The organism is Hymenobacter daeguensis, from assembly GCF_054780555.1.
In genome coordinates, this window is sequence record NZ_BAAGWC010000003.1 from 37,218 (window position 1) to 62,693 (window position 25,476).

Sequence of the window (25,476 nt, forward strand, 5' to 3'; positions counted from 1 at the left end):
CGCAATGCTTCCCCAACCTTCCTTTCCAGCTGCATGAAAACTCTTTTTACCCAGGAATCGGACTTCCGCCGCGAGCGGGATTTTGGCGGCAAAGTCGGGGCCACGTTCGACTTCCTCGGCTCGCAGTTCAAGCCCTTTCTGAAATGCCTGGCCTACTTTGCCCTGCCGGGAGCGTTGCTCATGGGCATCGGCCTGGGCCTGTTTATGGGCAAGGCTACGGGCTTCTACGCCACCCTGTTTCAGGGCACGCGGCGGGCCGGAGCCTACGCAATGGGCGACTACGACCCGCTGGCCATGTACCGGGGCTGGGGGGGCGTGGGGCTGGCCCTCACCGTGCTCGGCAGCCTGGTCACGTTCATGCTCCTGAGCAGCACCGTCTATAGCTACCTGCGGGTGCGCCTCAACCTGCCGGCCGCCGAAACCGTGCAGCCCCGCCAGGTGTGGGACTGGATGCGTCCGCGACTGGGCCGCATGGTGCTGGCCTGCCTGCTGCTGCTGGGCCTGTCGCTGGTCATCATGCTGATATTCGGAGGGGTATTCGCGGGCATTGCGGCCCTGGGCGGCCCCGGCTGGGCCATTATGCTCATTCTGGTGCTCTATGTCGTCATTGCCTGGATAGGTGTGGGGCTGGCGCTGTATTTCCCGGTGCTGTGGCTCGAAGACCTGGGCCCGGTGGCCGCGCTCACCCGCAGCTTCTACCTCATCAAGGGCAAGTGGTGGTCCACATTCGGGCTGGGCTTCGTGATGGTCATCATCCAGAGCACCATCAGCTACATTTTTGCCATTCCCATGTATGGGCTGATGGTGATGGATGTGCTGCAGCTCACCAAAACCGGAACCCCGCACGATACGTCGCTGCTGATGCAGGCCGCCACGCTGCTCTACTCGGGCAGTGCCGTGCTGCTGCTGGCCCTGCCCCTGCTGGCCATGGGCTTTCAGTATTTCAACCTGGCCGAGCGGCGCGACAGCATCGGGGCCCGGCAGCAGCTGGCCCTGCTGGGCCAGACGGCCGCGCCCGAAACCACCAGCCACTTCTACCGCCCCGATGAGGAAGGCGAATACTAACCGCGCGGTGGTGCCGGCTTTCGGGCTCAGATTCCGGGCCTTGCCGCTGGCCGCGCTGCTGCTGACGCAGGTGCCGCTGGCCGCCCAGCCGCCGCAAAAGCCCGCCCCGCCCGCTGCCCCGGCCCCGGCCCCGGCCGAGAAGCCCGTTGAGCCCTTGGCCAAAGCCGATGAGCCGATTCGGGCGTGGCCGCTGCCGCCCGACCGCCGCACGCCCCTGCCCGCCCGCCGCCCCGATGCCGCCCGCCTGCGCCAGCTGCAGGCCGACCCCGCGTTTCAGTACCAGGAAGTAGCCCCCGAAGACCTGGGCCTGTGGGACCGGTTCTGGAGCTGGCTGGGGCGCTGGCTCAACCGCCTGCTGGGCACCAGCGGCGGCCGGCTGACCTGGAAATACGGCTGGTACGCGGCCATTGTGGCGGTGCTGGTGTTTGCGGTGCTCAAGTTCCTGCAGGTCGATTTGACCGGGGCCTTCGGCCGCAGCCGGCGCCGCACGGGCCTCGACTACGACGTGCTGGACGAAGACATTCACGCCGTGGATTTCCCGGCCCGCCTGGCCGAAGCCGAAGCCGCCGGCAACTACCGCCTGGCCGTGCGCCTGGGCTACCTCGAAGCCCTGAAGCACCTCAGCGATGCCAATCGGCTGCACTGGGAGCCCAACAAAACCAACCACGCCTACCTGCACGAGCTGCCGGCCGGGCCGCTGCGCGAGGCGTTTCGGGTGGCCACGCGCCAGTTTGAGTACGTGTGGTACGGCGAGCTGCCCCTCACCGCCGCGCAGTACGGCCCCGTGCGCGAGGCCCAGCGGGCCATCCGCACCGCCGCTTCCTCCACCGCTTTCCCTGCCGCCCGATGAAGCGCCACATCACCACTTTCCGGCTGTATGTGCTGGGGCTGGTCCTGCTGTTTGGGGTGTACGTGCTGGTCGAGTCGCACCGCCCCAAGCCGCTGGACTGGACGCCGACCTACATCAACACCGACAAGATTCCCTACGGCACCTACGCGCTGTTCGACCAGCTGCCCCACCTGCTCGGCACCGATTCCGTTGAGGTGGTGCGCCTGCCCGCCTACAACCTGCTCACGGGCATTTCCGAAGACGAAACGCCGCAGCAGTCCCGCCGCTACCCCTCGCCGGATGAGCTTACGAAAATTGACTCCCTGCCGCTGCCCCTGCGCGACGAACAGGCCAACTACCTGTTTGTCAACAACGAGTTTGACAATGTCCGGCTCGACGTGCGGACGCTGCTGGCCTACGCCCGGCGCGGCAACAACGCCTTCATTACGGCCGAAGACCTGAACGGGGCTTTCCTCGACTCGCTGGGCGTGCGCGTCGAGCGCCTTGACCCGCCCGTGCGGGAAGGCGTGCGCCCGCTGCTGCTGCCCGATTCGGTGGAGCTGCGCTTTGCCAATCCGGCGCTGGCGGCGGTGCGCTGCCAGCTGCCGGGCAAGGTGGCCCGGCACCGCTTCGTGCTGAAGCCCGGCCATGCGGGCCACACCCTGGCCACCGACGCAAAAGGCCGGGCCGTGTACGTGGAGATTCCGCACGGGCGCGGGCATTTTTACCTGTGCTCGGTGCCGGCGGCGTTCAGCAACATCTACTTTCTGCGGCCGGCTTCGCAGCAGTTTGCGGGGGCGGCGCTGCGCTACCTGCCGGCCCGCCGCACGTTCTGGGACGAGTACCAGAAGCAGGGCCCGGCCGGCGAGCAGTCGCTGCTGCGGGTGCTGGTGGCCCACGAAGCCCTGCGCGTGGCCTACTTCGTGACGCTGGCCGGGGCAGTGCTGTTTATGTTCATGGGGGCGCGGCGGCGGCAGCGCATCATCCCCACCCTCAACCCCTTGCCCAATACCACGCTGCTGTTTACGCGCACGGTGGCCGGCCTCTATAGCCAGGGCAGCAGCCACGCGCTGATTGCCGAGAAGAAAGTCGGGCTCTTCATTGATTACCTGCGCACCCGCTTTCAGGAAGTGAGCCCGGACTTTGGCGACGAGGCGTTTCGGGAGCGGCTGAGCCAGAAATCGGGCCTGGCCCGTCCGCGCGTCGATGAGCTGCTGCGGCTGGTGAACCACGCCCGCACCGCCCCCCGGATGACCGACCAGCAGCTGCTGCAGCTGAGCCGGGCGCTGAGTGATTTCAAACGCGAAGCCCGCTAATGCCTTATGCTCACCGTTGCAAAGCTTGCCGTCCTCATCAAGTATGACTGGAATTTCCCCTTGTTTGAGGCGGAGGCGATGCCGGCCGAAAAAGCCCTGATGGACCTTGACTGGTACGAAACCGCCGAACTGCTGAACGACCTCAGGCTCTACCACAAAAACCTTGTTTCAAAGGAATACGCCGCCACCATTCACGCCAATCTGCTCGCCGCCTGCGCCGACGAAGCAACCGCTCAAACTTTACTTGGCTACGCCAGCACGCTCTAAATGGAACCCTCCCCCCACGACCTGACGCCCCCCACCCCGGCCCCCGATGCCAACGCTTACGCCGCGCCCACGCCCGAAGCCGCCCTGGCCGCACGCACCGATTTTGCCCGCCTCACGGCCCAGGCCGAAGCCATTCGGACGGAAATCGGCAAAATCATTGTGGGCCAGACCGACTTGCTGGAGCTGCTGCTCACCGCCGTGCTGGCCGATGGCCACGTCTTGCTCGAGGGCGTGCCCGGCGTGGCCAAAACCCTCATGGCCAAGCTGCTGGCGCGCACGCTGCAGGTGCCGTTCAGCCGCATCCAGTTCACCCCCGACCTCATGCCCAGCGACGTGCTGGGCACTTCCGTCTTCCGGCAGAACAAGGGGGATTTTGAGTTTCGGCAGGGCCCGATTTTCGCCAGCGTGGTGCTGATTGACGAAATCAACCGCGCCCCGGCCAAAACCCAATCGGCCCTGTTTGAAGTGATGGAGGAACGCACCGTGACCCAGGACGGCACCACCTACGCCATGACGGAGCCCTTCCTGGTGCTGGCCACCCAGAACCCCGTGGAGCAGGAAGGCACCTACCGCCTGCCCGAAGCCCAGCTCGACCGCTTCCTGTTCAAGCTGCAGGTGGGCTACCCCACCCTGGCCGAGGAAGTGCAGATTCTGCAGGGCCACCACAGCGGCTTCGGCGGCACCAACCTGGAGGCCGTGCAGCCCATTCTGAGCGCCGCCGACCTGGCCGGGCTCCGGCAGCAGGTGCGCCAGCAGCGCGTGGAGGCCAATATTCTGGAATACATCGCCAAGCTGGTGGGCCAGACGCGGGCGCACAAGTCGCTGTACCTCGGCGCGTCGCCCCGCGCCTCGCTGGCCCTGCTCAACGGGGCCAAAGCCCTGGCTGCCCTGCGCGGCCGCGACTTCGTGACGCCCGAGGACGTGCAGTTTCTGGCCCCCAGCGTGCTGCGCCACCGCATCATGCTCACGCCCGAGCGCGAGATGGAAGGCGGCACGCCCGATGACGTGGTGAAGCAGATTATTCAGAGCGTGGAAGTGCCGCGCTAGCTTGATTCGAACCATGTAGCGACGCGACACTCCGCGTCTCGTCGTTGAACGACCAGAGCCGCGCGGACCTAACAACACCAGCAACGACGAGACGCGAAGGGTCGCGTCGCTACCTCAACCAGCCCCATGCCCTACTCCACCCCTTGGCTCCTCGACCAGCTGGCACAGGATACCCGCGTCAAGTACCTGTTTTTCTGGGGGCACCAGCCCGGCAAGGACGGCGTTGTCACCAAAGCCTGCCTCAGCCAGTGGTGGGTGGCCGATTTTGTGGTGGCGGGCATCACCTACCGCTCTACCGAGCATTGGATGATGGCGGAGAAAGCGCGGCTGTTTCACGACGAAGACACGCTGGACCGGATTCTGGCCGCTAAAAGTCCGGCCGAAGCCAAGAAATTAGGTCGTGAGATTCAGAACTTCGAGCCCGAAGTCTGGGAAGCGCACAAGATTGAAATCGTGACGGCCGGCAACCTGCACAAGTTTGGCCAACACAAGGACCTGGCAAAATTTCTGCTTTCGACCGGCGACCGGGTGCTGGTTGAGGCCAGTCCGGTGGACACTATTTGGGGCATTGGGCTGGCCGCCGACTCGCCCGATGCCGATAATCCGGCCCGCTGGCAGGGACCTAATCTACTGGGCTTCGCGCTGATGCACGTCCGCGACCAACTGCGCAATTCATGACGCTATTTCTCACGCCCCGCTTTTTTCTGGCTCTGGTCGCAGTCATCATCGGCTTCGTGGTGGCCTTTTTTCTGCCCTGGCTGCTGGGCCCGATGTACATCGCGCTGGGCCTGCTCGCGGTGCTGGTGCTGCTCGATGCGCTGCTGCTCTACGCCCCGGTGAAGGGCCAGGCCGCGCCGGTGTTCGGGCGGCGCGTGCTGGGCGACAAGCTGGCCAACGGCTCGGACAACGACGTGCAGATTTACCTCGAAAACCGCTACCGCTTCGCCATCGATACCGAAACGATTGACGAGATTCCGCACCAGTTTCAGCGGCGCGATGTGCTGTTCAAGGCCAGCATCCAGCCCGGCGAGACGCAGGTAATCCGGTACCAGCTGCGGCCGGTGAAGCGCGGCGAGTACGAGTTTGGGGCGCTGAATATTTACGCGGCCTCGCCGCTGGGGCTGGTGCGGCGGCGCTTTCGCTACGACCAGAACAAGGTGGTGCCGGTGTACCCGTCGTTTCTGCAAATGCGGCAGTACGAGCTGCTGGCCATTCACAACCGCCTCACCGAGGTGGGCGTGAAGCGCATCCGGCGCGTGGGCCACAGCATGGAGTTTGAGCAAATCCGGCCCTACGTGCCCGGCGACGACCCGCGCAGCATCAACTGGAAGGCCACCGCCCGCCGCGCCGGCACCGGCGCCGACGACGCGCTGGTGGTGAACCACTTCCAGGACGAGCGCGCCCAGCAGGTGTACTGCCTCATCGACAAGGGCCGCGTGATGCGGATGCCGTTCGACGGCCTCAGCCTGCTCGACTACGCCATCAACGCCACGCTGGTGGTCAGCAACATTGCCCTGCTCAAGCACGACAAGGCCGGCCTCGTCACCTTCTCCAACAAGCCCGGCGCGACGCTGGCCGCCGACCGGCGGCCCGGCCACCTGCTGAGCATACTGGAAATCCTCTACCGCCAGAAAACCAAGTACCTCGAAACCGATTTCGAGCTGCTGTACTCCATGGTGCGGGCCAAAATCAAGCAGCGCAGCCTGCTCATGCTGTTCACCAACTTCGAAACGCTGCACGGCATGCAGCGCCAGCTGCCCTACCTGCGCCGCCTGGCGAAAGACCACCTGCTGCTGGTGGTGTTCTTCGAAAACACCGAGCTGCGAGAGTTTCTGGATGTGCCAGCCGCCACTACCGAAGAAGTGTATAACCAGACCATTGCCGAGAAATTTGCGCAGGAAAAGCGGCAGATTGTGCTCGAATTGCAGCGCTACGGCATCTACTCGCTGCTGACGGCGCCGAAGGATTTGACGGTGAATACCATTAATAAGTATCTGGAATTCAAAGCTCGGGGATTGATATGAGGACATTGTTCGGGAAGTTACCGCAGAGGTTCGCCGAGGTTGTCGGGGAGGTACGCCGAGTTGTTCTGGAACGCCTCAGCGGGCCTCGGCGGGTTTTCTCCGCGTGCCTTTGCGGTAGCTTCCTAAGCCTGCTGCTTGTCGGCCCGGTTTCTGCCCAGATGCCGCTGCCCGCCGAAATGCGCTGGGGCCAGGGCCGCCTGAGCCTGAGCAAGCCCCTGAAGCTGCAGCTCGATGCCAGCGCCGCCCCGGCCGTGCGGGCCGCCGCCCGCCGCACGCTCACCCGCCTGCAAGGCCCGGCCGAGCCCGCCACCGGCCCGGTGCTGCAAATCCGCTACGGCCGCGTGGGCCAGCCCGAGCAGTTCGACGAAGAGCGGTATAGCCTGCGCGTGACGCCCGTGGGCGTGAGCATAGACGCGCCCACCAGCCAGGGCGTGCTGCGGGCGCTGGCCACGCTGGAGCAGCTGCCCCGCACCGAAAAAAAGCAGCGCTACCTGCCCGAAGTGGATATTCAGGACCAGCCGCGCTTTGCCTGGCGCGGGCTGTCGCTCGATGCGGCGCGGCACTTCCTGCCGGTGGCCGTGGTGAAGCGCAACCTCGACGGCATGGCGGCCGTGAAGCTGAACGTGCTGCACTGGCACCTGACCGACGACCAGGGCTTTCGCATTGAGAGCAAGGTGTTTCCGCGCCTGCAAACCGTGGGCAGCACCGATGGCCTGTATTACACCCAGGCCGAGGTGCGCGAGGTGCTGGCCTACGCGGCGGCGCGGGGCATTCGGGTGGTGCCGGAGTTCGACATGCCCAGCCACACCACCAGCTGGATTGTGGCCTACCCGCGCCTGAAATCGGCCGACTCGACCTACGCGCCCTACAAGCTGTGGCGCACCACCAACGTGGCCATCGACCCCACCCGCGAAACCACCTACACCTTCCTCGATTCGCTGCTCACGGAGATGACGGCGCTGTTTCCGGACCCGTACTTCCACGTGGGCGGCGACGAAAACGACGGGCGCAACTGGCGGCGGACGCCGCGCATCGTGGCCTACATGCAGGCCAACAAAATGGTGAAGGCCGACGGCAAAACCGTGGACAAGCACCAGCTGCAGACCTACTTCAACCGCCGCGTGCTGGCCCTGCTGCAGAAGCGCGGCAAAACGATGATTGGCTGGGACGAGATTCTCGGGCCCGACCTGCCCCAGGAGGCCGTCATCCAGAGCTGGCGCGGCAAAAAGGGGCTGAACGATGCCGCCAGGCTGGGCCACCCGGTGCTGCTGTCCAACGGCTACTACCTCGACCTGAACCTCACGGCCGCCAGTTCCTACCTCACCGACCCGCTGCCGCCCGACACGCCCCTGACGCCCGCCGAGCAGAAATTGGTGCTGGGCGGCGAGGCCGCCATGTGGGGCGAGTTCGCCGATTCCGTCGTCATCGAGTCGCGCATCTGGCCGCGCGCCGCGGCCGTGGCCGAGCGGCTGTGGTCGCCGCAGGCCACCACCCGGAACGTGGCCGATATGTACCGCCGCCTCAACCTGGTTTCCAACGAGCTGGACCGGCTGGGCCTGCGCCACCAGCGGGTGCCGGAGCTGCTGCTCCGGCAGCTGGCCGGCTCCGGCAACGTGGCGCCGCTGCGCACCCTGGCCGAAGTGCTGGAGCCGGTGAAGGAGTACAAGCGCCATTTCCAGGGCTATACCTATACCACCGACACGCGCTACAACCGCCTGGTGGATGCCGCGCCGGCCGAGTCGGAAGTGGCCCGCCGCTTCGGTGTGCTGGTAGATAGCGTAGTGGCCTACAAGCCGGCTTCGCCCGTCTGGCTGCCGGCTTCGTTGCGCCAGCTGGCTACGCTGCGCGCCCAGGCCGTGCGCTGGCAGGCCAACGACGTGCTGCTGCAGCCCCTGCTCACCAGCAACCCCGGCCTGACGGAATACGCCCCGCTTTCAGCCCGGCTGGCGGCCGTGGCCACGGTGGTGCTGGAGCGCCTCACGCAGCTGCAAACCGGGCAGGCCCCTTCGCCCGCGTGGCTGGCCGCCACCCGCGCCACGCTGGATGCCGCCCAGACTCCGGCCGGGCAGGCCGAGCTAGCCGTGGTGAAAGCGGCGCGCAGGCTCGTCGGAATCTGAAGGCGCACCATCTGCTCATTGCTGTCAATCTATTTCGCTGCTTCACCTATGTCTTCGTTTCGCGTTCGGCCCGGCAGTTTCAACGAGCTGAAAGGGAAAGTTTTGCTCCGTATGGTCATTACCAGCACGGTGCTGTTGCTGGCCAGCCTCTACATTGCGACAATCAATTCGGAATCCAATCGACTGGCCTCGCTCCTTACCATCGCCATGTTGAGTGGGGCTTTGGTTTTCAGCTTATTCCGGAACATGAAGCGCCAGCGGGTACTTTTCGAAAGCATGTGCCTCACGATTGACGATGGGCAAATCATTCGTACGCAGCACGATACCCCAACCAAACGCCTTAGCGCAGCTGAGATAGTCCGGATTGAGCGCCTTGCTACGGGCGTATTCGTCATCAAGGCTGCGCGAGCTGCCGACATGATTTGGATGCCGGCTCAGGTAGAACAGCCCGACCAGCTGGCCCACGAGCTCAGCCTTTTCAGTCCGGTAGTGCCCATGCCTGCGCCGGCCTGGTATAAGACGTATGCTTCGCTAATCGGGCTGCTGGTGCTGCCCATCATGTACCTGTTCTACACCACCTCGAGCAAGGCAATAACTGCCCTGACCGGCATAGTGCTCATCGGTTCGCTGGCGTATTCGCAATGGATTATCCGTCGCAGCAAAGACCTGGACAACAGCGTGCGGCGCGCCAGCTGGGCCATATGGCCCGTGTTGCTTTCCTTTCTGGTAGCTTTGGTTGCGAAGCTTCTGCAGTAATAGCCCCAATTGCAGGCCCTGATTTTATCGCATAGCAGTTGAGTCCTTCCCTATTTTACAGGTATGTGCTGCGCCTGGCGCTGCTGCTGGCGCTGGCCCCTTTCCTGCTGCTCACGGCTTTCAATCAGCCGTTTTTCGACGACTTTCGCAATGCCTACTGGATGCGGGAGCACGGCACCTGGGGCGTGCAGCTGTGGCTGTTTCAAACCTGGACCGGCCGCTTCACCACCACCTTCATCATGACGGTGCTGAACCCCGTGGCCTACGGCTGGCTGGGCGGGGTGAAAGTGGTCACGGCCGGGCTGTTCGTGGCCCAGTGGGCCAGCCTGGCGCACCTGCTGCGGGCCCTGCTGCACACGGCCCTGAAAGCGGCCTGCCCCTGGGGGCGGGCACTATGGGCAGCCGCGCTGCTGCTGGCGCTGTTTTGCAATGCCGCCCCGGCGCCGTTCTCGTTTCTGTATTGGTTTTGCGGGGCCGTGGCCTACCAGATTCCGCTGATTGGCCTGCTCAACTTCGCCGCCCTGGCCCTGCGCACGGGCTGGGGGCCGGCCCCAACGCGCTGGCGCACGGCAGCCATCGCCTGCTTTCCGCTGATAATGGCCCTCACCGGCAACGAGCTTACGCTGGTGCAGGCGGGGCCGGTGCTGGCGCTGCTGGCTTTTGCCCTGCCCAAAGCCGCTCGCCCGCAGCTGCTGCTGTGGCTGCTCATCGGAGCGGCGGCAACGGCAGCCGCCACGGCCGCGCCCGGCAACTGGGCCCGCGCCGCCGCCATGGCCCCGCCCACCGACCCGCTCCACGCCTACCGCTGGCTGGTGCTGGGGCCCCGGGCGGCGTATTCGATGGGGCTGTTCGTGGCGCGGCCACTCATTGGGCTGAGTGTGCTGGTGGCGGCGGCGGGCGGCCTGTGGCTGGGCCAGCAAGCGCCCGCCCACGTTGCGGGGCGGTGGTCCCGCCGCCAGTGGGCGGCCGTGTTGGCCGCGTACGGGGCGCTGAATTTTCTTGGGTTCCTGCTTTTCCGCTACATCGTGGTGGGGCCGCCGTTGCTGCGGGCGCAAAACGAGATGCTGCTCGTGCTGCTGCTGTCCACGGCGGTGATGGGCTGGGCCTGGGGCCGGCGGCAGCCGGCAGCCGGCCACCGCCGGCGCTGGCAGCGGCGGTGGCCGGCGCTGCTGCTGGTTGCGGGGCTGTTCGGGGCCGGCCACGTGGCAGAAGCCTGGCGCGAGCTGGCCGAGAGCGCCGTTCCATTCAATGCCCAGATGCAGGCCCGCTTTGCGGCGCTGCGGCAGGCGCACCAGGCGGGTCAGCCCCAAATCACCCTCCCGCCGCTGCGCCTGCCCTACGGCCGGGTGCTTATTCCATTGCGGCAATTCAGCTCTGACATCGAATTCGACATCGACCTCACGCCCGGCTGCGAAGGCAACATCAACGGCGTGATGGAGCGCTACTTTGAAGTGCCGGACGTGTGCTGCGCCCCCGATGCAACGCCCCCGGCCGCAGCCGGCACGGCCAACTGATTCCACCGGGCTGGATTATCTTCCCGCTATGCAAGCAGAAATTACCCGGGCCCTGGCCCACCTCAACTTCACGGCCATCGATTTCGAAACCGCCAACGAGCGCCGCGAAAGCGCCTGCGCCGTGGGCGTGGTGCGGGTGCAGGGCGGCCAGATTGTGGAGGAATTCTATACCCTGCTGCGCCCCCGCGTGCTGCGCATGGACTGGCGCAACCAGCAGGTCCACGGCATTTCGGAAGCGGAGCTGCACGACGCGCCCTCCCTGGCCGATGCCTGGCCCACGCTGCTCCCCTACCTGCACCGCCAGCCCGTAGCGGCCCACAATTCGGCCTTCGATGTGAGCGTGCTCGAATACACCTGCCGCGATTTCGGCCTGCCCATTCCGGCCTTTCATGCCCTGTGCACGGTGAAGATGGCCAAGGTGTGCTGGCCCCACTTCGAGCGCCACAAGCTCGACCACGTGGCCGGCCAGTTCGGCATTCCGCTCAACCACCACGACGCCCTTTCCGATGCCCGCGCCTGCGCCGAAATCGCCGTGCGGGCCTTCCGCTCGGGCACGGAGCTGCCGCTGTCGTACAAGCAGCGCGAGCTGACGGCCGGGCTGGCGGCGCGGGCGGCGAAGAAGCCCGTAGTGCGCTGGTAAATTGACTGTCAGAACAGCACCGCCACCTGCATGCGGCCGGTGTGCACTGCATTGAGGCCGCTGGCCTTGCGGCCGTCGTAGGCCAGCGTGATGTTCAGGCCGTTGCTGAGGCGCTGCTCCACGTTAAGGTTCCAGGTGAAGTTGCTGCCGGGGCGCAGCGCGTTCAGGATTTCGATGGCCACTACGGAGTTGGGGTCGGTGCCGTCGAAGCCGACGCGGGTGTAGTGAATGGCCGACGACACGGTGCGCTTGCTTACCTGGCTGAGGCGGGTTTCGAGGCCCAAATCGTCGAAGATGCCGGGGTGGGTTTCGGCCGGGGTGGGCGTGGGCAGCGTGGCCAGCGGCGCATCCAGGGTGTTCTGCTTGAACGTGTGCACGTAGGTGCCGGTGAGGCGGAAGGCCGGCGTGGGCTGGTAGCTGATTTCGGGCTGAATGGCGTAAATCAGCAGGCGGTAGTTGCGGGCCGCCAGGTAGGTGCTGCTGGCCTCCCGGATGTCGCGGCTGCCCGTGAGGCGGCCCGTGAACGAGGCCGCCAGCGTGCGGCGCAGCAGCAGGCTTTGGGTGGTGAGGTTGCGAGTATCGAAGCCCTGCGCCAATAGCGTTTTCTGCTGGGTTTGCTGCAGGGTCAGCTCGGCCCCAAACACCGGGTTCGAGCGATTGAAATACAGCGTGTTCCGAAACAGCTGATTAAAAGCCAGCAGCTGGTTGTCCTCCTTGTCGAAGCTCAGCGGGCTGAGGCGCTTGAGCACCGACGGGTCGGTGGTGCGGCGGTCCACGGTGAGGCTGGTGAGGGTGGCGAAGCGGGCGGCCACGGCCCGCCAGCCGCCGGCCTCGCGCCAGCCGCGCGGGGCCGCCGTGGTGAGGCGGTAAGCCAGCCGGTTGGTGAAGGCCGTGATGTAATCCGTCGTCGGCAGATAGACCTTGATGTAGGTACGGTACTGCGCATCCGGCGTTTGCGCCTCGAAGAATTCGTCCTTGTCTTCGCGGCCGTTGCCGTTGAGGTCGCCGGCGTAGTAGTGCGTGCCCTGGCCGGCCGGCACCCCCAGAAACGAGTAGTCGCGCTTGAGCTCGCGGCCGGTGGCCACGCTGTAGTTCAGCTCGGAGCGCACCTGGTTTTGCAGCAGGCTGGCGTTGTAGAACACCTGACCCAGCACGGTGCGGTTGCGGGCCAGGCCCAACGAGTCGAGGTCGCGGTAGGTGGCCAGCACCCGGATATCCTGGGTTTTGGCAATGCGCGAGGCCAGCGTGCCCTGCCAGGTCTGGGCGGTGCCGCGCCGCTGCAGGGCCGTTTGCTCGGCGTTCGGGGTTTGGTCGCGGCGGTAGGTGTAGTCGAGGCGGAACTGGGTGCGGGCCGAGTCGCGGCTCTGGATAAACACGTCGTGCTCGTCAAAATAATTGGCCGAGCGAATGGTGTCGGTGGTGGTGGACGTAACCCGGTTTTTATCGAACCGATAGGCGTAGCCGGGCACGATGCGCCCACCCACGAAGCGGCCCGTGGCCTCGCCCCGCGCCCAGTCGGAGTGGAAGCGCCCGGCATCCGAATTCAGCAGAAACAGCGAGCCGCGCATCTCCAGACTGCCCACTTTCTGGGCCGCGTCCAGCCAGTGCTGCACCCCGTTCACCTCGCCCGGCCGGAAGCGGCGGCTGAGGCGGTAATTGACGCTGTTGTTCACGTCCTTCGCCGCGCCCACGCTGAAATTGAAGATGTTGTCTTCGCGCGCTACCGGCGTGGTGCCGGTGGCCGTGGTGGTCGTGTTGCTCCAGTTGCGGTCAAACTCAATGTCGCGGTAGCGGTCAATCGGCGCGAAACGCTTGCCGGTGTACTCGTAGTCGAGGGTGGAGCGCAGGCGGTAGCCCTGCAGCACGCCATTGGCCAGCGCGGCGGGCAGGCGGCGGTCCTGCATCACGTAGCCAACGTGCATGGCCCCGTCCTGGTCGCTCTCGGGCGAGAAGCGGTTGCGGTCGAGGCGCGAGCGGGCCACGTCGGCAAACACCGTGGTGCTGCTATCCACCTGGTAGCTGAGGCCGGCCGTCACCATCTGCTTCAGCAGCGGCGTCGGAATGAGGCGCACCGGACGGTAGCGGCCCAAGCCTAGCCCTGCGTACTCATACACCGTCCCGTTGGCCGCCAGAAAGCGCGGCTCCGTGCTGCGGATGTAGTCGCCGTTGCCCTGCCCCACGTCGGTGAAGCGCACGGTGTAGGAGCCGCGCAGCGAGTCGATGGGCGAATCGGCCCCGACGTAGGTAAACACCGGCACGCGCGCCCCGCCCACCACCCGCAGCTCGCGGTGGTACTGCACAATGCGGCGGTCGTACTGCACCGAATCGCCGCCGATGGCCGTGGCCACGGCCACATTGCCGGCCCGGCGCAGCTGCTCGCGCAGGGTATCGTTCAGGCTCAGGTTGGGCGCGTTGTCGGGGTTGTCGGCTTCCTGGTAGAAGTTGCCGTGCACGCTCAGGCGGCCCAGCTGCTGGTAGTGGCTGGCGGCCACCAGCGAGCGGGCATAGTTGAGGTCGGAGTATTCGAAGTCAATCTTGATGCGCGAGTTGCGGGTGATGAGGTGGCGCGGCGTGAACGTGACCTCGGCCAGGTTGTAGTCGATGGTGTAGTCGGCATCGAAGCCCCGGGTTTGCAGGCGGCCGTCGAGGTACACCTTCTCCGAATTGGCCAGCACGATGATGTACTGCTCGCCGTTCGGCCCGCTGAGGCGGTACGGCCCCTGCACGTTCTCGATGGGCGCCACGTCGGTGCTGGCAAACTTGCCCTTGGCCACCCCGCCCGCTACGGACGTGGAGCTGCGCCACACCAGCCCCCGGCGCACTCCGCCGGCGCTCACCGTATGGCCCGTCACGCCCGCTTTATCGCCGGCCGCCAGCGGCGGGCCCGCGCCGGGCACCTGCCGGTTGGGGTCGGTGAGCTGGGGCTGGCTGATGGCCGGCGGGTTGAGCGTGGCCGGCGACGGCCCCGTGACGCCCCCAGCGGGCACCTGCCCGGCCACGCCGTTCAGAAACACCGCATTGGCCACGCCCTGCGTGGCCCCGGTGCCCGCCAGCCCCACGATGGGCGGGCCGAAATTGGCCTCGGCCGCCGCGCCCTGAATGTTTTTGTAGTAGCGCAGAAAGTAGTCGGGCTTGTTGCGCAGCACCACGTCGCCGGCCGTCAGGTTCCAGTTGGGGTTGGTGAGGGTGATGTAGATTTTGTCGAACTGCTGGAGCTGCTGGGTGTTGCCTTCGGGCTGGAACGGCACGTTTTGGTCGGAGATGGCGGCCGTGAGGTGGATATTTTCGGCCAGCTGGCCTTCCAGCTGCAGGTTCAGGGCCGAGTTCACGAACACGTTCTGGGTATTGCCAAAGCTCAGCCCCCGCGACAGATTCCCCGTTTTGCTGATGCCCGGCGTGTTGAGAATCTGCTCCTTCACCGAGAAATCCTCGAACCGCAGCATCGGCTGCCGGAAGCCCACGCTATCCATCAGGCTGCGGGGCCGCCGGAACCGCGCCGCGCTCAGCCGCAGCGGCAGCACCCGGTAGCACACCAGCACGGAGTCGGCCAGCGGCGCACCGCTGCTGTCGCGCGGGGCGGGCCGCACCCAGCGGAACCGGTCGGTGCGCCCGTCGTAGTCGGCCCCGCGCCCGCTGATGAGCACGGACGACGGCACCACCGTCAGCGTATCAGTCAGCGCGAAGCTGATTGTATCGCGCCCCGGCGCCAGCCGCACGTAGCGGCAGCGCCGGGTGCTGGGCGGCAGGGCTTCATCGGCTTTGGCCGGCCGCGCCTGCGCTTTTGTGTCCCGGTTTATGAAAAACAGCGCCGCAACGAGCAGGCCCACGAGGGGGAAGCACAGGCGTAAGCGGCGAATCATGCGGTAAAGGTCGGGTTTGGCGGGTAACGCCGGAAGCGGGCTGTTTCGTGCCGTTGGGCCGGCAGCTTTTAGCCCGCCAGCGGCAGCTCAATGAAGAAGTCGGTGCCCTCCCCCACTTTCGTTTCAAACCAGATTTTGCCGCCGGCACTCTCAATCCCGCGCTTGGCCACCGCCAGCCCGATGCCCGAGCCGCTGGCCTTGGTGGTGAAATTGGGCACGAACACCTTCTCGCGCACTTCCTCCGGAATCCCCGTCCCGTTGTCCCGAATGGCCACGCGCACGCCCTTGGCCCCAATGGCTTCCAGCGAAACATCGATGTGCGGGGCGCGGCCTTCGGGCACGGCCTGGCGGGCGTTTATCAGCAGGTTGTTGAAGGTGCGGACGAGCAGGTTTTCGTCGGCAAACACGAGGTAGCGGCCGGTTTCGGCATCGGCGGGCATGCGCAGCTCCAGGGCGCCATCGTCGGCATCGGGCTGGTGCAGGCTGGTGCAGCGGCGCAGCACGGCGGCCACGTCCAGCCGCTCGGGGCGCATGGTGGGCAGGTTGGTGAAGGTGCTGAAGCTGGTGGCAATGTCGCTCAGCACGTCAATCTGGGTGATGAGCGTCTGGCTGATGCGCCCAATCAACTCTTCCGCATTGGGCCGGCGCTCGTTGATGGCTTTCTGCAGGAACTGCAGGCTCAGCTTCATCGGGGTGAGCGGGTTTTTGATTTCGTGGGCCACCTGCCGGGCCATCTCGCGCCAGGCCGCCTCCTTTTCCTGCGCCGCCAGCTCGCGCTTGCTGGCTTCCAGCTTGGTGAGCATGGCGTTGTACTCACGCACCAGCAGGCCAATCTCGTCGTCGGAGCTGCGGTAGTCCAGCAGCTCGTTTTCGCCGGTGAGGGTGGTTTGGGTGAGCTTTTCGGTGATGAGCTTGAGCGGGGCCGTGAGCTGCCGCGCCGCCAGAAACGCCAGCCCCAGAAACAGCAGAAACATCAGCGTGAAGATGTTCAGGATGGTGGTGAACAGCTCCGTGAGCTTGGTATTCAGCTCCTTCTCCGAGTCGAAGAACGGAATGCCCACGTAGCCCAGAATCGGGCCGGTCGGCATGGCCATGTCGTCGGCAGCAGCCGGCTGGCCGGTGCCGGGCGCTTTCGAAACCGGATGCTGCAGCGTGTGCCCGGCCAAATCGGCCGCCACTGCCTCTCCCGCCCCGGCCCGCACCGGCAGGTACAAGGCATTGAACGACAGCGAGCCGGCCCGCTCGGTGAGCAATGCCCGCGGCCGGTTGCGCTCCTGCAGCGCCACCATCGCCTGCGGGTTCAGCAGCGGCCCCAGCAGCCCGGCATCGAAGATGAGCGGCTGGCTGCTGGCCAGCAGCTCGCCGTGGGAATCGTACAGGTTGAGGTCGGTTTCGGTGAGCGCGGCCACGGTTTTGGCCAGCGCCGCCAGCGTAGGCCGCGCCGTGCTATCCGATAACAGGTGGCGCTGCCGACGCAGGCTTTCCAGCGCCAGCTGCCCGCGCCGCTCGTAGGTGCGGGCCAGGTCGCGCTTGTAGGAGTCGATGAGCTGGCTGGCCGTGGCCACGCTCACCACCAGCAGCGGCACCACAATGCCCACGTTCAGCAGCAGCTGAATGCGCGTGCTGAAATTGAGCCGTGGCAGCGCCCGGCCCCGCACCAGCAGGACCACGCCCGCCAGCAGCAGCCAGAAAAACGCCGAAAGCAAAAACTGAAACGAGAAATTGGCCAGCCAGTCGCCCAGCGAGTACGTGGCCGTCGTTACCACCGCAATGCGGTCCCGGGAGCCGCGCACGGCAAAATGGTGGAAATTGCGGCGCGTGATGCCGGTGGTGTAGAGGCGCGGGGTGGCCAGCAGCTCGGCGGGCAGGCGGTTGGCGTAGTCGAAATCACCTTCGCTGTACACCAGCCGGCCGTGGTTGTAGCCGGCGTAGCTTAGCTCGGTGGCCAGGCCGGGCTGAAAAAACTTCTGGTCGACCAGCAGCTCCGGCAACACGCTGTAGGAAGTCAGCTTCTTGAGGGCCAGTTCCACCCTGATGGCTCCCAAAGAAAGGCCGAAGCCATTCACCCGCTGGCCCGGCACGTTGATGTGCGCCACGTAGCGCCGCGAGCCGAAGGGGTTGTCGGACTGCATCAGGTACACCCCGGCCTGGTCGGTGGGGGTGGCCATGCGCTCGGTAGCGGCGCGGGCCGCGCTCAGCCGCGGCGTGCCGGGCGGTGCGCCAATCGGGTCACCGGCCGCATCATATAGCGTGATGGTGCTTTCGTACTTATCAAAATAGTCGCTCAGGTACTGCCGGGCAATGCGCTCGCGCACCGCCTCGGGCCGCCCAAATGCCGCCGACAAGGACCGTCGCACAAAAGGGTCGGCGGCAATGTCGCGCATCCGTTCGCCCAGCAGAAACTCGCCCTGCAGGTCGTTATCAATCAGCAGATTGCCAGCCAGACGCTGTTTATCAATCAGGAGCTGCTTTTCGAACTGGCCGTAAAGCGCCAGCGCCCCGGTAGCCGAAGTAAGGGCCAGTAACAACACCACCAGCACCGATGCCTGGTAATTGCCGGTAGTGGGGCTGGCTTTCAGATTGACTACCCGCACCAGCGCCGCAAACAGCAGCAGCACCGCCAGCAGCAGCACCCAGGGCTCGCCCAGGGCCAGCCCACCGGCCAGCACCGGCAGCGCCACCAGCGCCGGCCCCAGCAGCAGCACCCGCCGCGGCACCTGCCGCAACACCGCCCCGGCCAGCTGCGTCAGGCCAAAAAGCCCCGCCAGCCAGGCCGCCGTGTGCAGCAGCACCGCCAGTGCCAGCGTGGCCCAGGCCCCGGTTATCTGCAGATTGCGGGTGATGTCCAGGCTAATCTGTGAGCTGCCAAACGCAATGGTGTAGTACGCAAACAGCAGCGCCAGCCAGCCACAAAAGGCGGCCCCTATGCCTGCCACCGCCAGCGCCTGGCCGCTGGGCGTACGCGGGGCGCGCACGCGCGCCAGCACGTCGAAATGCTGCCACAGCGCTACCCCACCAGCGGCCAGCAGCAGCATCAGCAGGGCATCCAGCAATAAATCGCCCAGCGAAGGGGCCCACCATGCCGCCGCATACACCTTGGGGTCGAACAGCGGCAGCTCGATAAATGAGTACGGCAGGCCCAGGTACAGCAGCACGGCGCGCAGCAGCACCAGCGGCAGCACCAGCGCCCCCACCGCCGCCCCTACCTGCCCGGCCCGCCACCAGCGCCAGGCCAGCAGCAGCCAACCGGCCGCATAGAGCAAGCTTCCCAGCCCCAACAACCCCAGCGGCACATATTGCCCCGTGAGCGGATTGGGCTGCAGCCGCTTTATGGAAAAGAGAAAATGGCCATCGGTCGCCTCAAAGCGGGCAGGTCCGCGCGCGGCACTATCGGCTATCACCTGCAGGTCCATTCCGCGAAACAGGGCCTGCTCGCCACCTTCGCTCAAGTACCGGTTTTTGATGCCGTATTGCCGTTTCAGCGGCAAATACGTCAGAATCAAATAGCGGCCGGCCATGCGGCGCAATTGCAAAAACTGCCCTACCGGCGTTTCAACCAGGCGCTCCGACGCGGCCCCGGCCACCTCCGACTCGGGCCGGAGCGTGGCATCGGACCAATAGCGAAGCACGCCATTGTCGAGCACGCAGGTGGGATAGGTGGTTTGGGCCAGCAGCTTCTGAAAGCTATAGTTGCCACGCGGCAACGCGGCGGCTACGGTATCGGCCTCGCGGCGGGCCAATGCCTCGGCAGTGCGTACCAGCTGTTGCAGGCGCTCAACATCGGTACGCTGCACCACGCCGGGTGCCTGCGCGTAGCGACTGGCCAGGTAGCCGCCCGCAAAACACAGCACCGCGCTCAGCAGCAGCAACCAGGGCAGACGCCGCCACGCCGGCGTTTCAATCACAGAAGAGAAAGGGTAGCGCTGATGATGCAAACGGAAAGAATTTAAGCCAGTAATCCGCCGAATCTGAGTGCTTGGTGCATTTTCAAGCGCAAGTCCGGCTTTCGGCACTGCCGCAAAATCCACGCCTAATAAAAAATGCTGCCCGCAGGCAGCACTTTTCTCACTGGCAATGCGCTAGCCGCTAGCGCAATAAATAACGCGGGTCGAAACGAGCCCCGCCGAAGCCGTAGAGCATTACGGCCCGTGAGTACCGAAACAGCAGGGGCGTTACCACAAGTACGGCAGCAGCTACGCAGCTTACATACACCCAGAGCGGCGGGTCATTGGCGAAATAGTAGAGCAAAAAACCAATCAGCAGCAGTATCCCCGTCGAAAACCCCGAGCTGATGTACATGGCGCCAAAATAAAAGCCCGGCTCCGGCTCATACGTTTGCCCGCAGACGGGGCACTGCGCCGGCATTTCCACAAAGCTGGTGCTCAGCGCAGGATGGGCAAAGAGCTTGCCGGTGTGGCAGCGCGGGCAGCGTAAATCCAGCAGTGCCAGCCCGGTCGAAGCAATGGCCGTGGCAGGCTGCTCCATTAGGCCTTGGCGGCTTTGGCCTTCGGGTGCGTGCGGCGATACCAGAAATAGCCCACCGCACCCATCAAAATGTACGGTACGGTCATCATGTACACAATGCCTTTGTTGAGGCCGGCCACATCGTAGTCGTCGCGCTCCTGCCGGGCAGCCTCTACCTGCGACTTACACATCGTGCACTGGGCCTGGGCCGCCAGCGGCAGCAAGCTCAGCATCATCCCCAGAAACAGGGTAAAAGCGGCGGCAAAGAAGGTCTTTTTCATGATTTAGGCAACAAGAGGATTCCAGCAAAGTTTCCCGCTACGCAGGGTAATACGGCGAAATCATGAAATACACGATAACTCCCGTCACCGACACGTACAGCCACACCGGAAAGGTCCAGCGGGCAATGGCTTTGTGCTTGGTGTATTGCCCGGTAAGCGCAAAGTAAAGCGTAAACAGTACCAGCGCCACCGTCACCACAGCCAGGCTGATGTGCGTGAGCAGCAGAAAGAAATAGATGGCCCTGATGGCTCCCACTCCGCCAAACTTCGTGCTATCTACCTGCGAATGGTAGGCTACATAGGAAAGCAGAAACAGCCCGCCCAACGCAAAGGCAGTGCCCATTGCGGTGCGGTGCGCCAGCACATTCTGCTGCCTGATAAAGTAAAAGCCAATCAGCAATGCCACAGCAGTCAGCGAATTCAAGACCGCATTGACCGCCGGCAGCGCATGTAAATAGGGTGCTGCGCCGGGAATTTTAAAAACTCCTTTGAAATAAAACAGCACGGCCACCAGCAGCGGAACCACGGTTCCCAGCGTGACCATGATGATTTTGTAGCGGGTATAGTCGCCGGGGGCCATCACCGGCGGGTGCAGTTGTTCAGTGGGGGTGTTCATAATCGTAAAGCTGCACGGTAATTTCCGTCAGTAAGCGGTCTATTTCGCGGCCATCGGTCCCATCGTAGATACCGCGCACGCGGCGCTGATTGTCAACCAATAACAAACGGCCGGCCGGGATGTTGGCCGTGTATTCGGACCCCGGCAGGCGCTTGGGGTCGGTAGTCAGCCGAAACTCGTGCCGGATGAGCTGCTGCAGGGTATCGGCGGGCGCAGTCAGAAAAAACCACTTGCCGGCGATGGTCCCATACTGCTCGGCAAGATGCGTAAGGGCGGTCGACTGTTGCGGGTCGCCACTCAACACGAAGGTAGCGAGACGTACCTGTGGCACTTTGCGGAATTTTTCCTGTACCCGCAGCAGTTGGCGGGCCACTTTGGCGCTGGCCTCATCAGGGCCATAAAACTGGGCGATGTAGAGCCCCTGGCCCAATTCCTGGCTGCTCACCGTGCGGCCGGAAGATGCCGGAAAACGAAATGGCCTGATTTGGTGGAAAACAGTATCGCGCTGCCAGCCCCCGCCAACCTGCGTAGAATCTACGCGGTCGGGCAGGTAGGTTGGCAGCGCGTAACGGTTGGAGCCGAAGCGGTAGAGGAACAAAAATGCCAGTACCGGCACCAATAGCAGCAGCCCCAGCAAGAGGGTTTGGCGGGGCCGCATCCGCTATTTAAACATGTTTTGCAGGACTTCGCCGATGAACGAGCCTTCGGTAATCAGGGCCACCAACAGCCAAATCAGCAGCGATACCGGCACCAGAATGGTCCAGATAAGCCCTTTGGTTTCGTGCTTCAGGTGCATGAACTCGGCCACGATGAAGAAGGCTTTGAGAATCGTGAGCACAATGAAAATGCTGTTGCGCAGCGTGCTCGGGTGCATCAGGAATACGAAAACGAACTCAACGGCCGTGATGGCGACCAGTACGCCAAAGGTTTTCCAAATCCAGCCGGTGTTCGGCTTGGCGATTTCGCCGGGAGCCAGCGTATGTTCAGTGGTTGCGTGAGAAGCCATTTGTGAAATTTTGAATATTGAGTGTTAAGGGTTGAATGCTCGGCCGAGCTGATAATTCAGCACTCAGCATTCAGCGTTCAACACTCTTTTAAACAAGGTAGAAGAACGTGAATACGAATACCCACACCAAATCTACAAAGTGCCAGTAGAGGCCGATTTTCTCAATCATCTCGTAGTGGCCGCGCTTCTCGAAAGTGCCGTTGGTGGTGGCAATGAAGCACCAAATCAGCAGGCAAACGCCCGAGAATACGTGCGTGCCGTGGAAGCCGGTGATGAAGAAGAACAAATCGGCGAAGAGCACGGGGCCGTACTGGTTCATGTGCAGGTTGGCGCCGAAGAACTTGGTGCCGTCAGCCATTATCGTCGGTTCGGCATGGCCGTGGATGAAGTGCGTCCATTCCCAAGCTTGGCTGGCCAGGAAGGTTGAGCCGAAAAGAATGGTCCACAACAGCCACTTCTGCACATCGGCTTTGTCCATGCGGTGGCCGGCCTCTACCGCCAGCACCATGGTTACCGAGCTCAGAATCAGAATCATGGTCATAAGAGCCACGAAACCGAGGGGAACGTTGGCCTCGCCCATGCCGGGGAAGGCGTTGAATACGTGGTCGGGAATGGGCCACCACCGGGTGCTGAAGACGAAGTCTTTGGCCTCGCCGGTAAACACCTCGTGCTTGTGGCGAATCATGCCATAAGTGGTGAGGAAGGCAGCGAAGGTGAATGCGTCAGACAGCAGAAAGAACCACATCATCAGCTTGCCGTAGCTCGCTTTGAAGGGTTCGTTGCCGCCATCCCAGTTGCCGGTGCGCGGGGCGTCGTGGGTAGCGGAAGCAGCGGGATGCTGCAAAGTGGTCGGTTGGGCCATAGCGGACAGCGTAACGTCGTTTTAGTGGTTCAAAAGTAAGAACAAATACAGGTACAGCCAAAGCCCGCCCAGGAAGTGCCAGTACAAGGTCGCATTGCTAATGGAGAGCATCGCACGCGAATGCACCTGATAATTAAGCGTCCGCTTGAGCACTACGGCCAGAAAAATAAGCCCCGTAACCAAGTGAAAAGCGTGTACGCCCATGAGAACATATACGAACGAGCCGGAAGGATTGGCATCGGCTCCGCCGAAATAGGTATTGCCCGCCACCAAATCGCCGAAGCTATGGTACTGCCCAACCAGAAAGGCGAAGCCCAGCGCCAGCGTAATCATCAATCCCGTCTTAACCCGGCTGATTTCATCCTTACGGGCTGAGAAATAAGCCCATTGCATACTGGCACTGCTCAGGGCGATGATGATGGAGTTAATCAGCAGCGAAGCCGGTAGGTCGAACTCGCGCCAGTTGCCCTCGTCGCGCCGTACGATGTAACCGCTGGTGAAGGCGGCGAACATCATGACAATGCTAAAAATGAGCAGGATGAGCAGCACGCGTTTCGGGTGCCAGCCCAGCCCGGTTTCCTTTTCGGATAAAATCTCGGGAGTCATAATAGTTAATGGTTAATGATTAACGGCGAATGGTCGATGAACAGACAAATGGGAATCAACCATTCGCCGTTAATCATTAACCATCAGCTACTGGATTTTGTCCAATACCAGCGCGATTTGCACGATGGGCAGGTACAGAAAAGAGGCAAACATGATGCGAAGTGCCGCTTTGCGCGACTGCGTACGCATGAGCTGCACCGTGAGCAACAGGAAAAGCACTCCGCACACCACCGCTACCAACGCTGAAATGCGGCCGGCAATGTTGAACTCCAGCGGCAGGAGGCTGAGCGGAATCAGCAGCAGCGTGTACGTCATTATCTGAAAGGCCGTGCGCAGGTCACGGTTGCCGGGCGTGGGCAGCATCTTAAATCCTGCCCGCTTGTAGTCGTCATCGGCCACCCAGGCAATGGCCCAGAAGTGGGGAAACTGCCACATGAACTGAATACCGAAAAGCACCCAGGCTTCTACCCCGATATAGCCGGTAGCGGCAACCCAGCCGATAAGCGGCGGCAGCCCGCCTGGAATAGCCCCCACCGCTACGCAAATGGGCGATATGGTTTTGAGGGGCGTGTAAATGAAGCCGTAGAGAATCAGCGACAGCAGCGAAAGCCCAGCCGTTAGGGGGTTGAAGTAGTACCAGAGCAATGCAAACCCGGCTATGCCCAGAAACACGCAGAAGACCCACGCTTCGGCCGGCGAGATGATGCCGAGCGGCAATGGACGCTTGGCGGTGCGCGTCATCAGCTTGTCGAGTTCCCGCTCGTGAACTTGGTTGATAATATTGGCTGAACCAGTTACGAGCAGGCCACCCAGCAGCACCAGTAGTGCCCGGCCCCAGTTCAGCTCATGCGCCCCCAGCAGGTACCCAATGGCGCTGGAAAACGCCACCGTGAGCGAAAGCCGGAACTTGAGCAGTTGAAAATAGGCACGGGCCTTGACCATCAATCCTTCGTCTAATTTCGTTGGCTGGCTTCCCTTATTTCGCCAATACCAAACGGGGCCGCAAAGTTACGCAACAACCTGCCGGGCGGCATCTGCAGGCGCAATAGTTTCTGGGCTTTTTCGGATACGGGCCACTTCCAACAAGGCTAGAAACTGAATTCCGAATAAAACCGTGGCGAGCGTAAGGTGCACGGGCTGCACGGCCGCCGGCAGTGCAAATGAGGCCAGTACGATGCCCGCCAGAATTTCCAGTCCAATAACGACCAGTGTGGCCGTCACCAATCGATTCAGGCGAAACTGCGCCAACTGCCATAACTCATATCCAACGTACACATTCAGCAATAGCACTGCCGCTGAAATTGTGCGGTGAATACTGAACACGCGGCCCAGTTTTGAGACCCAGGCTTCGCGCCCTATGTAACCGGCCGCGGCCGATACGATATCCACCTGCTCACGCACCTGAGTTCCCAGCATAATTTGCCAGAAAGTGAGCGCCAGCGCAACCCACAGCCATAATTGCAGCGATGTACCAGGGCGCGCTCCGGCAGCCGGTGCAGCTGCCGGCAGGGTAGTGCCACCCCTCCCCCACTGCGCCCGGTCCACGGCATAGAGCAGCAGTGCCACAATCACCAGCGCCAGGGCCATGTGCACGGTCACCATCACTGGAAGCAGGTTGGTTGACACCACCAGTGAGCCCAAATACCCTTGCACCCCGGTTAGTAAAAACGAAGCCAATGCCAGCCAGAAAACGGGCCGGTCGCGCCGCCAGTACGGCATCGCAAAAACCACCGTCAGGAAAACAAATATCCCAATCAAAGCGCCCAGCAGTCGGTTCACATATTCAATCCATGTTTTTACGGGATTGAAATCTGTTTCGATGTACTGCGTGGGATGAGCGAAAATGCTTCCGGCCACCTGCGCAAAGCCCAGGCGTTGGAGCGTGCGGGCCAGCTTTTGGTTTTTGGCAACGCGCTGGGCCGTATAAATCTCCTTGTAATTGGCCGGCAGTTGGCTAGCCTTGGTCGGGGGTACCCAGCTGCCAAAACACTTGGGCCAGTCGGGGCAGCCCATGCCGCTTCCCGTGCTGCGCACCACGCCACCCACCAAAATCAGCAGGTACACGGCCACTACGGTCAGAATGCCAAACGACCGGAACCTGCTCAAAGAAGAGCTGACTTGTAAACTTTCCATAACTCACTCACTGCTCTCAACTGGCCAAGCTGCATTCAGTTCAGGTTGTCCAGCTGATTCAATTAAAGAAGTA

Annotated in this window: 22 protein-coding genes; 11 read left to right on the plus strand and 11 right to left on the minus strand. The window is 63.5% G+C overall.

Annotated elements, in window-relative coordinates; genetic code table 11:
- Positions 1-33: 33 nt before the first annotated feature.
- The 11 genes from ACYVHT_RS06375 to ACYVHT_RS06425 all read left to right on the plus strand — a co-directional run bounded on the left by ACYVHT_RS06375 (position 34) and on the right by ACYVHT_RS06425 (position 11,575).
- A complete protein-coding gene (locus ACYVHT_RS06375; RefSeq protein WP_460549141.1) occupies positions 34-1,065 on the plus strand; it encodes a hypothetical protein in 1,032 nt (343 codons plus the stop codon).
- Positions 1,046-1,915 (plus strand): DUF4129 domain-containing protein, encoded by an 870-nt coding sequence (locus ACYVHT_RS06380; RefSeq protein ID WP_460549143.1) that lies wholly within the window; start codon positions 1,046-1,048, stop codon positions 1,913-1,915. Before ACYVHT_RS06375 ends, ACYVHT_RS06380 begins: the two co-directional genes overlap by 20 nt.
- The gene (locus ACYVHT_RS06385) at positions 1,912-3,210 is read left to right on the plus strand and encodes a DUF4350 domain-containing protein (protein WP_460549145.1); all 1,299 of its coding nucleotides are present in this window, start codon (positions 1,912-1,914) and stop codon (positions 3,208-3,210) included. The genes ACYVHT_RS06380 and ACYVHT_RS06385 overlap by 4 nt, the downstream gene beginning before the upstream one ends.
- A gap of 6 nt (positions 3,211-3,216) precedes the next feature.
- Positions 3,217-3,477 carry a hypothetical protein gene (locus tag ACYVHT_RS06390; protein ID WP_460549147.1) on the plus strand — a complete coding sequence of 87 codons (261 nt, stop codon included), beginning with the start codon at positions 3,217-3,219 and terminating at the stop codon, positions 3,475-3,477.
- Positions 3,478-4,524 carry an AAA family ATPase gene (locus ACYVHT_RS06395; protein ID WP_460549149.1) on the plus strand — a complete coding sequence of 349 codons (1,047 nt, stop codon included), beginning with the start codon at positions 3,478-3,480 and terminating at the stop codon, positions 4,522-4,524.
- Between the two features lie 126 nt (positions 4,525-4,650).
- Positions 4,651-5,202, plus strand: a complete 552-nt coding sequence (locus ACYVHT_RS06400) for an NADAR family protein (RefSeq protein ID WP_460549151.1) — start codon at positions 4,651-4,653, stop codon at positions 5,200-5,202.
- On the plus strand, positions 5,199-6,548 hold the full coding sequence (locus ACYVHT_RS06405; RefSeq protein ID WP_460549153.1) for a DUF58 domain-containing protein: 1,350 nt from the start codon (positions 5,199-5,201) through the stop codon (positions 6,546-6,548). The genes ACYVHT_RS06400 and ACYVHT_RS06405 overlap by 4 nt, the downstream gene beginning before the upstream one ends.
- Positions 6,549-6,706: 158 nt before the next feature.
- Complete coding sequence (locus ACYVHT_RS06410) at positions 6,707-8,665, plus strand: beta-N-acetylhexosaminidase (RefSeq protein ID WP_460549155.1); 1,959 nt, start codon at positions 6,707-6,709, stop codon at positions 8,663-8,665.
- A 111-nt stretch (positions 8,666-8,776) separates the two neighbouring features.
- The gene (locus ACYVHT_RS06415) at positions 8,777-9,421 is read left to right on the plus strand and encodes a hypothetical protein (RefSeq protein ID WP_460549157.1); all 645 of its coding nucleotides are present in this window, start codon (positions 8,777-8,779) and stop codon (positions 9,419-9,421) included.
- Between the two features lie 38 nt (positions 9,422-9,459).
- Positions 9,460-10,935, plus strand: coding sequence for a DUF6056 family protein (locus ACYVHT_RS06420; RefSeq protein ID WP_460549159.1), 1,476 nt, complete (start codon positions 9,460-9,462; stop codon positions 10,933-10,935).
- Between the two features lie 28 nt (positions 10,936-10,963).
- On the plus strand, positions 10,964-11,575 hold the full coding sequence (locus ACYVHT_RS06425) for a 3'-5' exonuclease (RefSeq protein WP_460549161.1): 612 nt from the start codon (positions 10,964-10,966) through the stop codon (positions 11,573-11,575).
- 8 nt (positions 11,576-11,583) lie between these two features.
- Here ACYVHT_RS06425 and ACYVHT_RS06430 read toward each other — a convergent pair whose 3' ends face one another.
- From ACYVHT_RS06430 to ACYVHT_RS06480, 11 genes are all read right to left on the minus strand, one after another.
- Positions 11,584-15,435, minus strand: coding sequence for a hypothetical protein (locus ACYVHT_RS06430; RefSeq protein ID WP_460549163.1), 3,852 nt, complete (start codon positions 15,433-15,435; stop codon positions 11,584-11,586).
- 68 nt (positions 15,436-15,503) lie between these two features.
- On the minus strand, positions 15,504-19,340 hold the full coding sequence (locus tag ACYVHT_RS06435) for a sensor histidine kinase (protein ID WP_460549165.1): 3,837 nt from the start codon (positions 19,338-19,340) through the stop codon (positions 15,504-15,506).
- 181 nt (positions 19,341-19,521) lie between these two features.
- The gene (locus tag ACYVHT_RS06440) at positions 19,522-19,920 is read right to left on the minus strand and encodes a DUF983 domain-containing protein (protein WP_460549167.1); all 399 of its coding nucleotides are present in this window, start codon (positions 19,918-19,920) and stop codon (positions 19,522-19,524) included.
- The gene (locus tag ACYVHT_RS06445; RefSeq protein ID WP_460549169.1) at positions 19,920-20,180 is read right to left on the minus strand and encodes a hypothetical protein; all 261 of its coding nucleotides are present in this window, start codon (positions 20,178-20,180) and stop codon (positions 19,920-19,922) included. Before ACYVHT_RS06445 ends, ACYVHT_RS06440 begins: the two co-directional genes overlap by 1 nt.
- 37 nt (positions 20,181-20,217) lie before the next feature.
- Positions 20,218-20,796 carry a DUF420 domain-containing protein gene (locus ACYVHT_RS06450; protein WP_460549171.1) on the minus strand — a complete coding sequence of 193 codons (579 nt, stop codon included), beginning with the start codon at positions 20,794-20,796 and terminating at the stop codon, positions 20,218-20,220.
- On the minus strand, positions 20,780-21,454 hold the full coding sequence (locus tag ACYVHT_RS06455) for a hypothetical protein (RefSeq protein ID WP_460549172.1): 675 nt from the start codon (positions 21,452-21,454) through the stop codon (positions 20,780-20,782). Before ACYVHT_RS06455 ends, ACYVHT_RS06450 begins: the two co-directional genes overlap by 17 nt.
- A 3-nt stretch (positions 21,455-21,457) precedes the next feature.
- Positions 21,458-21,802, minus strand: a complete 345-nt coding sequence (locus ACYVHT_RS06460) for a cytochrome C oxidase subunit IV family protein (RefSeq protein ID WP_460549174.1) — start codon at positions 21,800-21,802, stop codon at positions 21,458-21,460.
- An 88-nt stretch (positions 21,803-21,890) separates the two neighbouring features.
- On the minus strand, positions 21,891-22,664 hold the full coding sequence (locus tag ACYVHT_RS06465; protein ID WP_460549177.1) for a cytochrome c oxidase subunit 3 family protein: 774 nt from the start codon (positions 22,662-22,664) through the stop codon (positions 21,891-21,893).
- A gap of 21 nt (positions 22,665-22,685) precedes the next feature.
- On the minus strand, positions 22,686-23,270 hold the full coding sequence (locus ACYVHT_RS06470) for a cytochrome c oxidase subunit 3 (protein ID WP_460549179.1): 585 nt from the start codon (positions 23,268-23,270) through the stop codon (positions 22,686-22,688).
- 87 nt (positions 23,271-23,357) lie between these two features.
- On the minus strand, positions 23,358-24,212 hold the full coding sequence (gene cyoE / locus ACYVHT_RS06475; RefSeq protein ID WP_460549181.1) for a protoheme IX farnesyltransferase: 855 nt from the start codon (positions 24,210-24,212) through the stop codon (positions 23,358-23,360).
- Positions 24,213-24,278: 66 nt separating this feature from the next.
- Positions 24,279-25,403, minus strand: coding sequence for a COX15/CtaA family protein (locus ACYVHT_RS06480; RefSeq protein ID WP_460549183.1), 1,125 nt, complete (start codon positions 25,401-25,403; stop codon positions 24,279-24,281).
- Between the last annotated feature and the right edge of the window lie 73 nt (positions 25,404-25,476).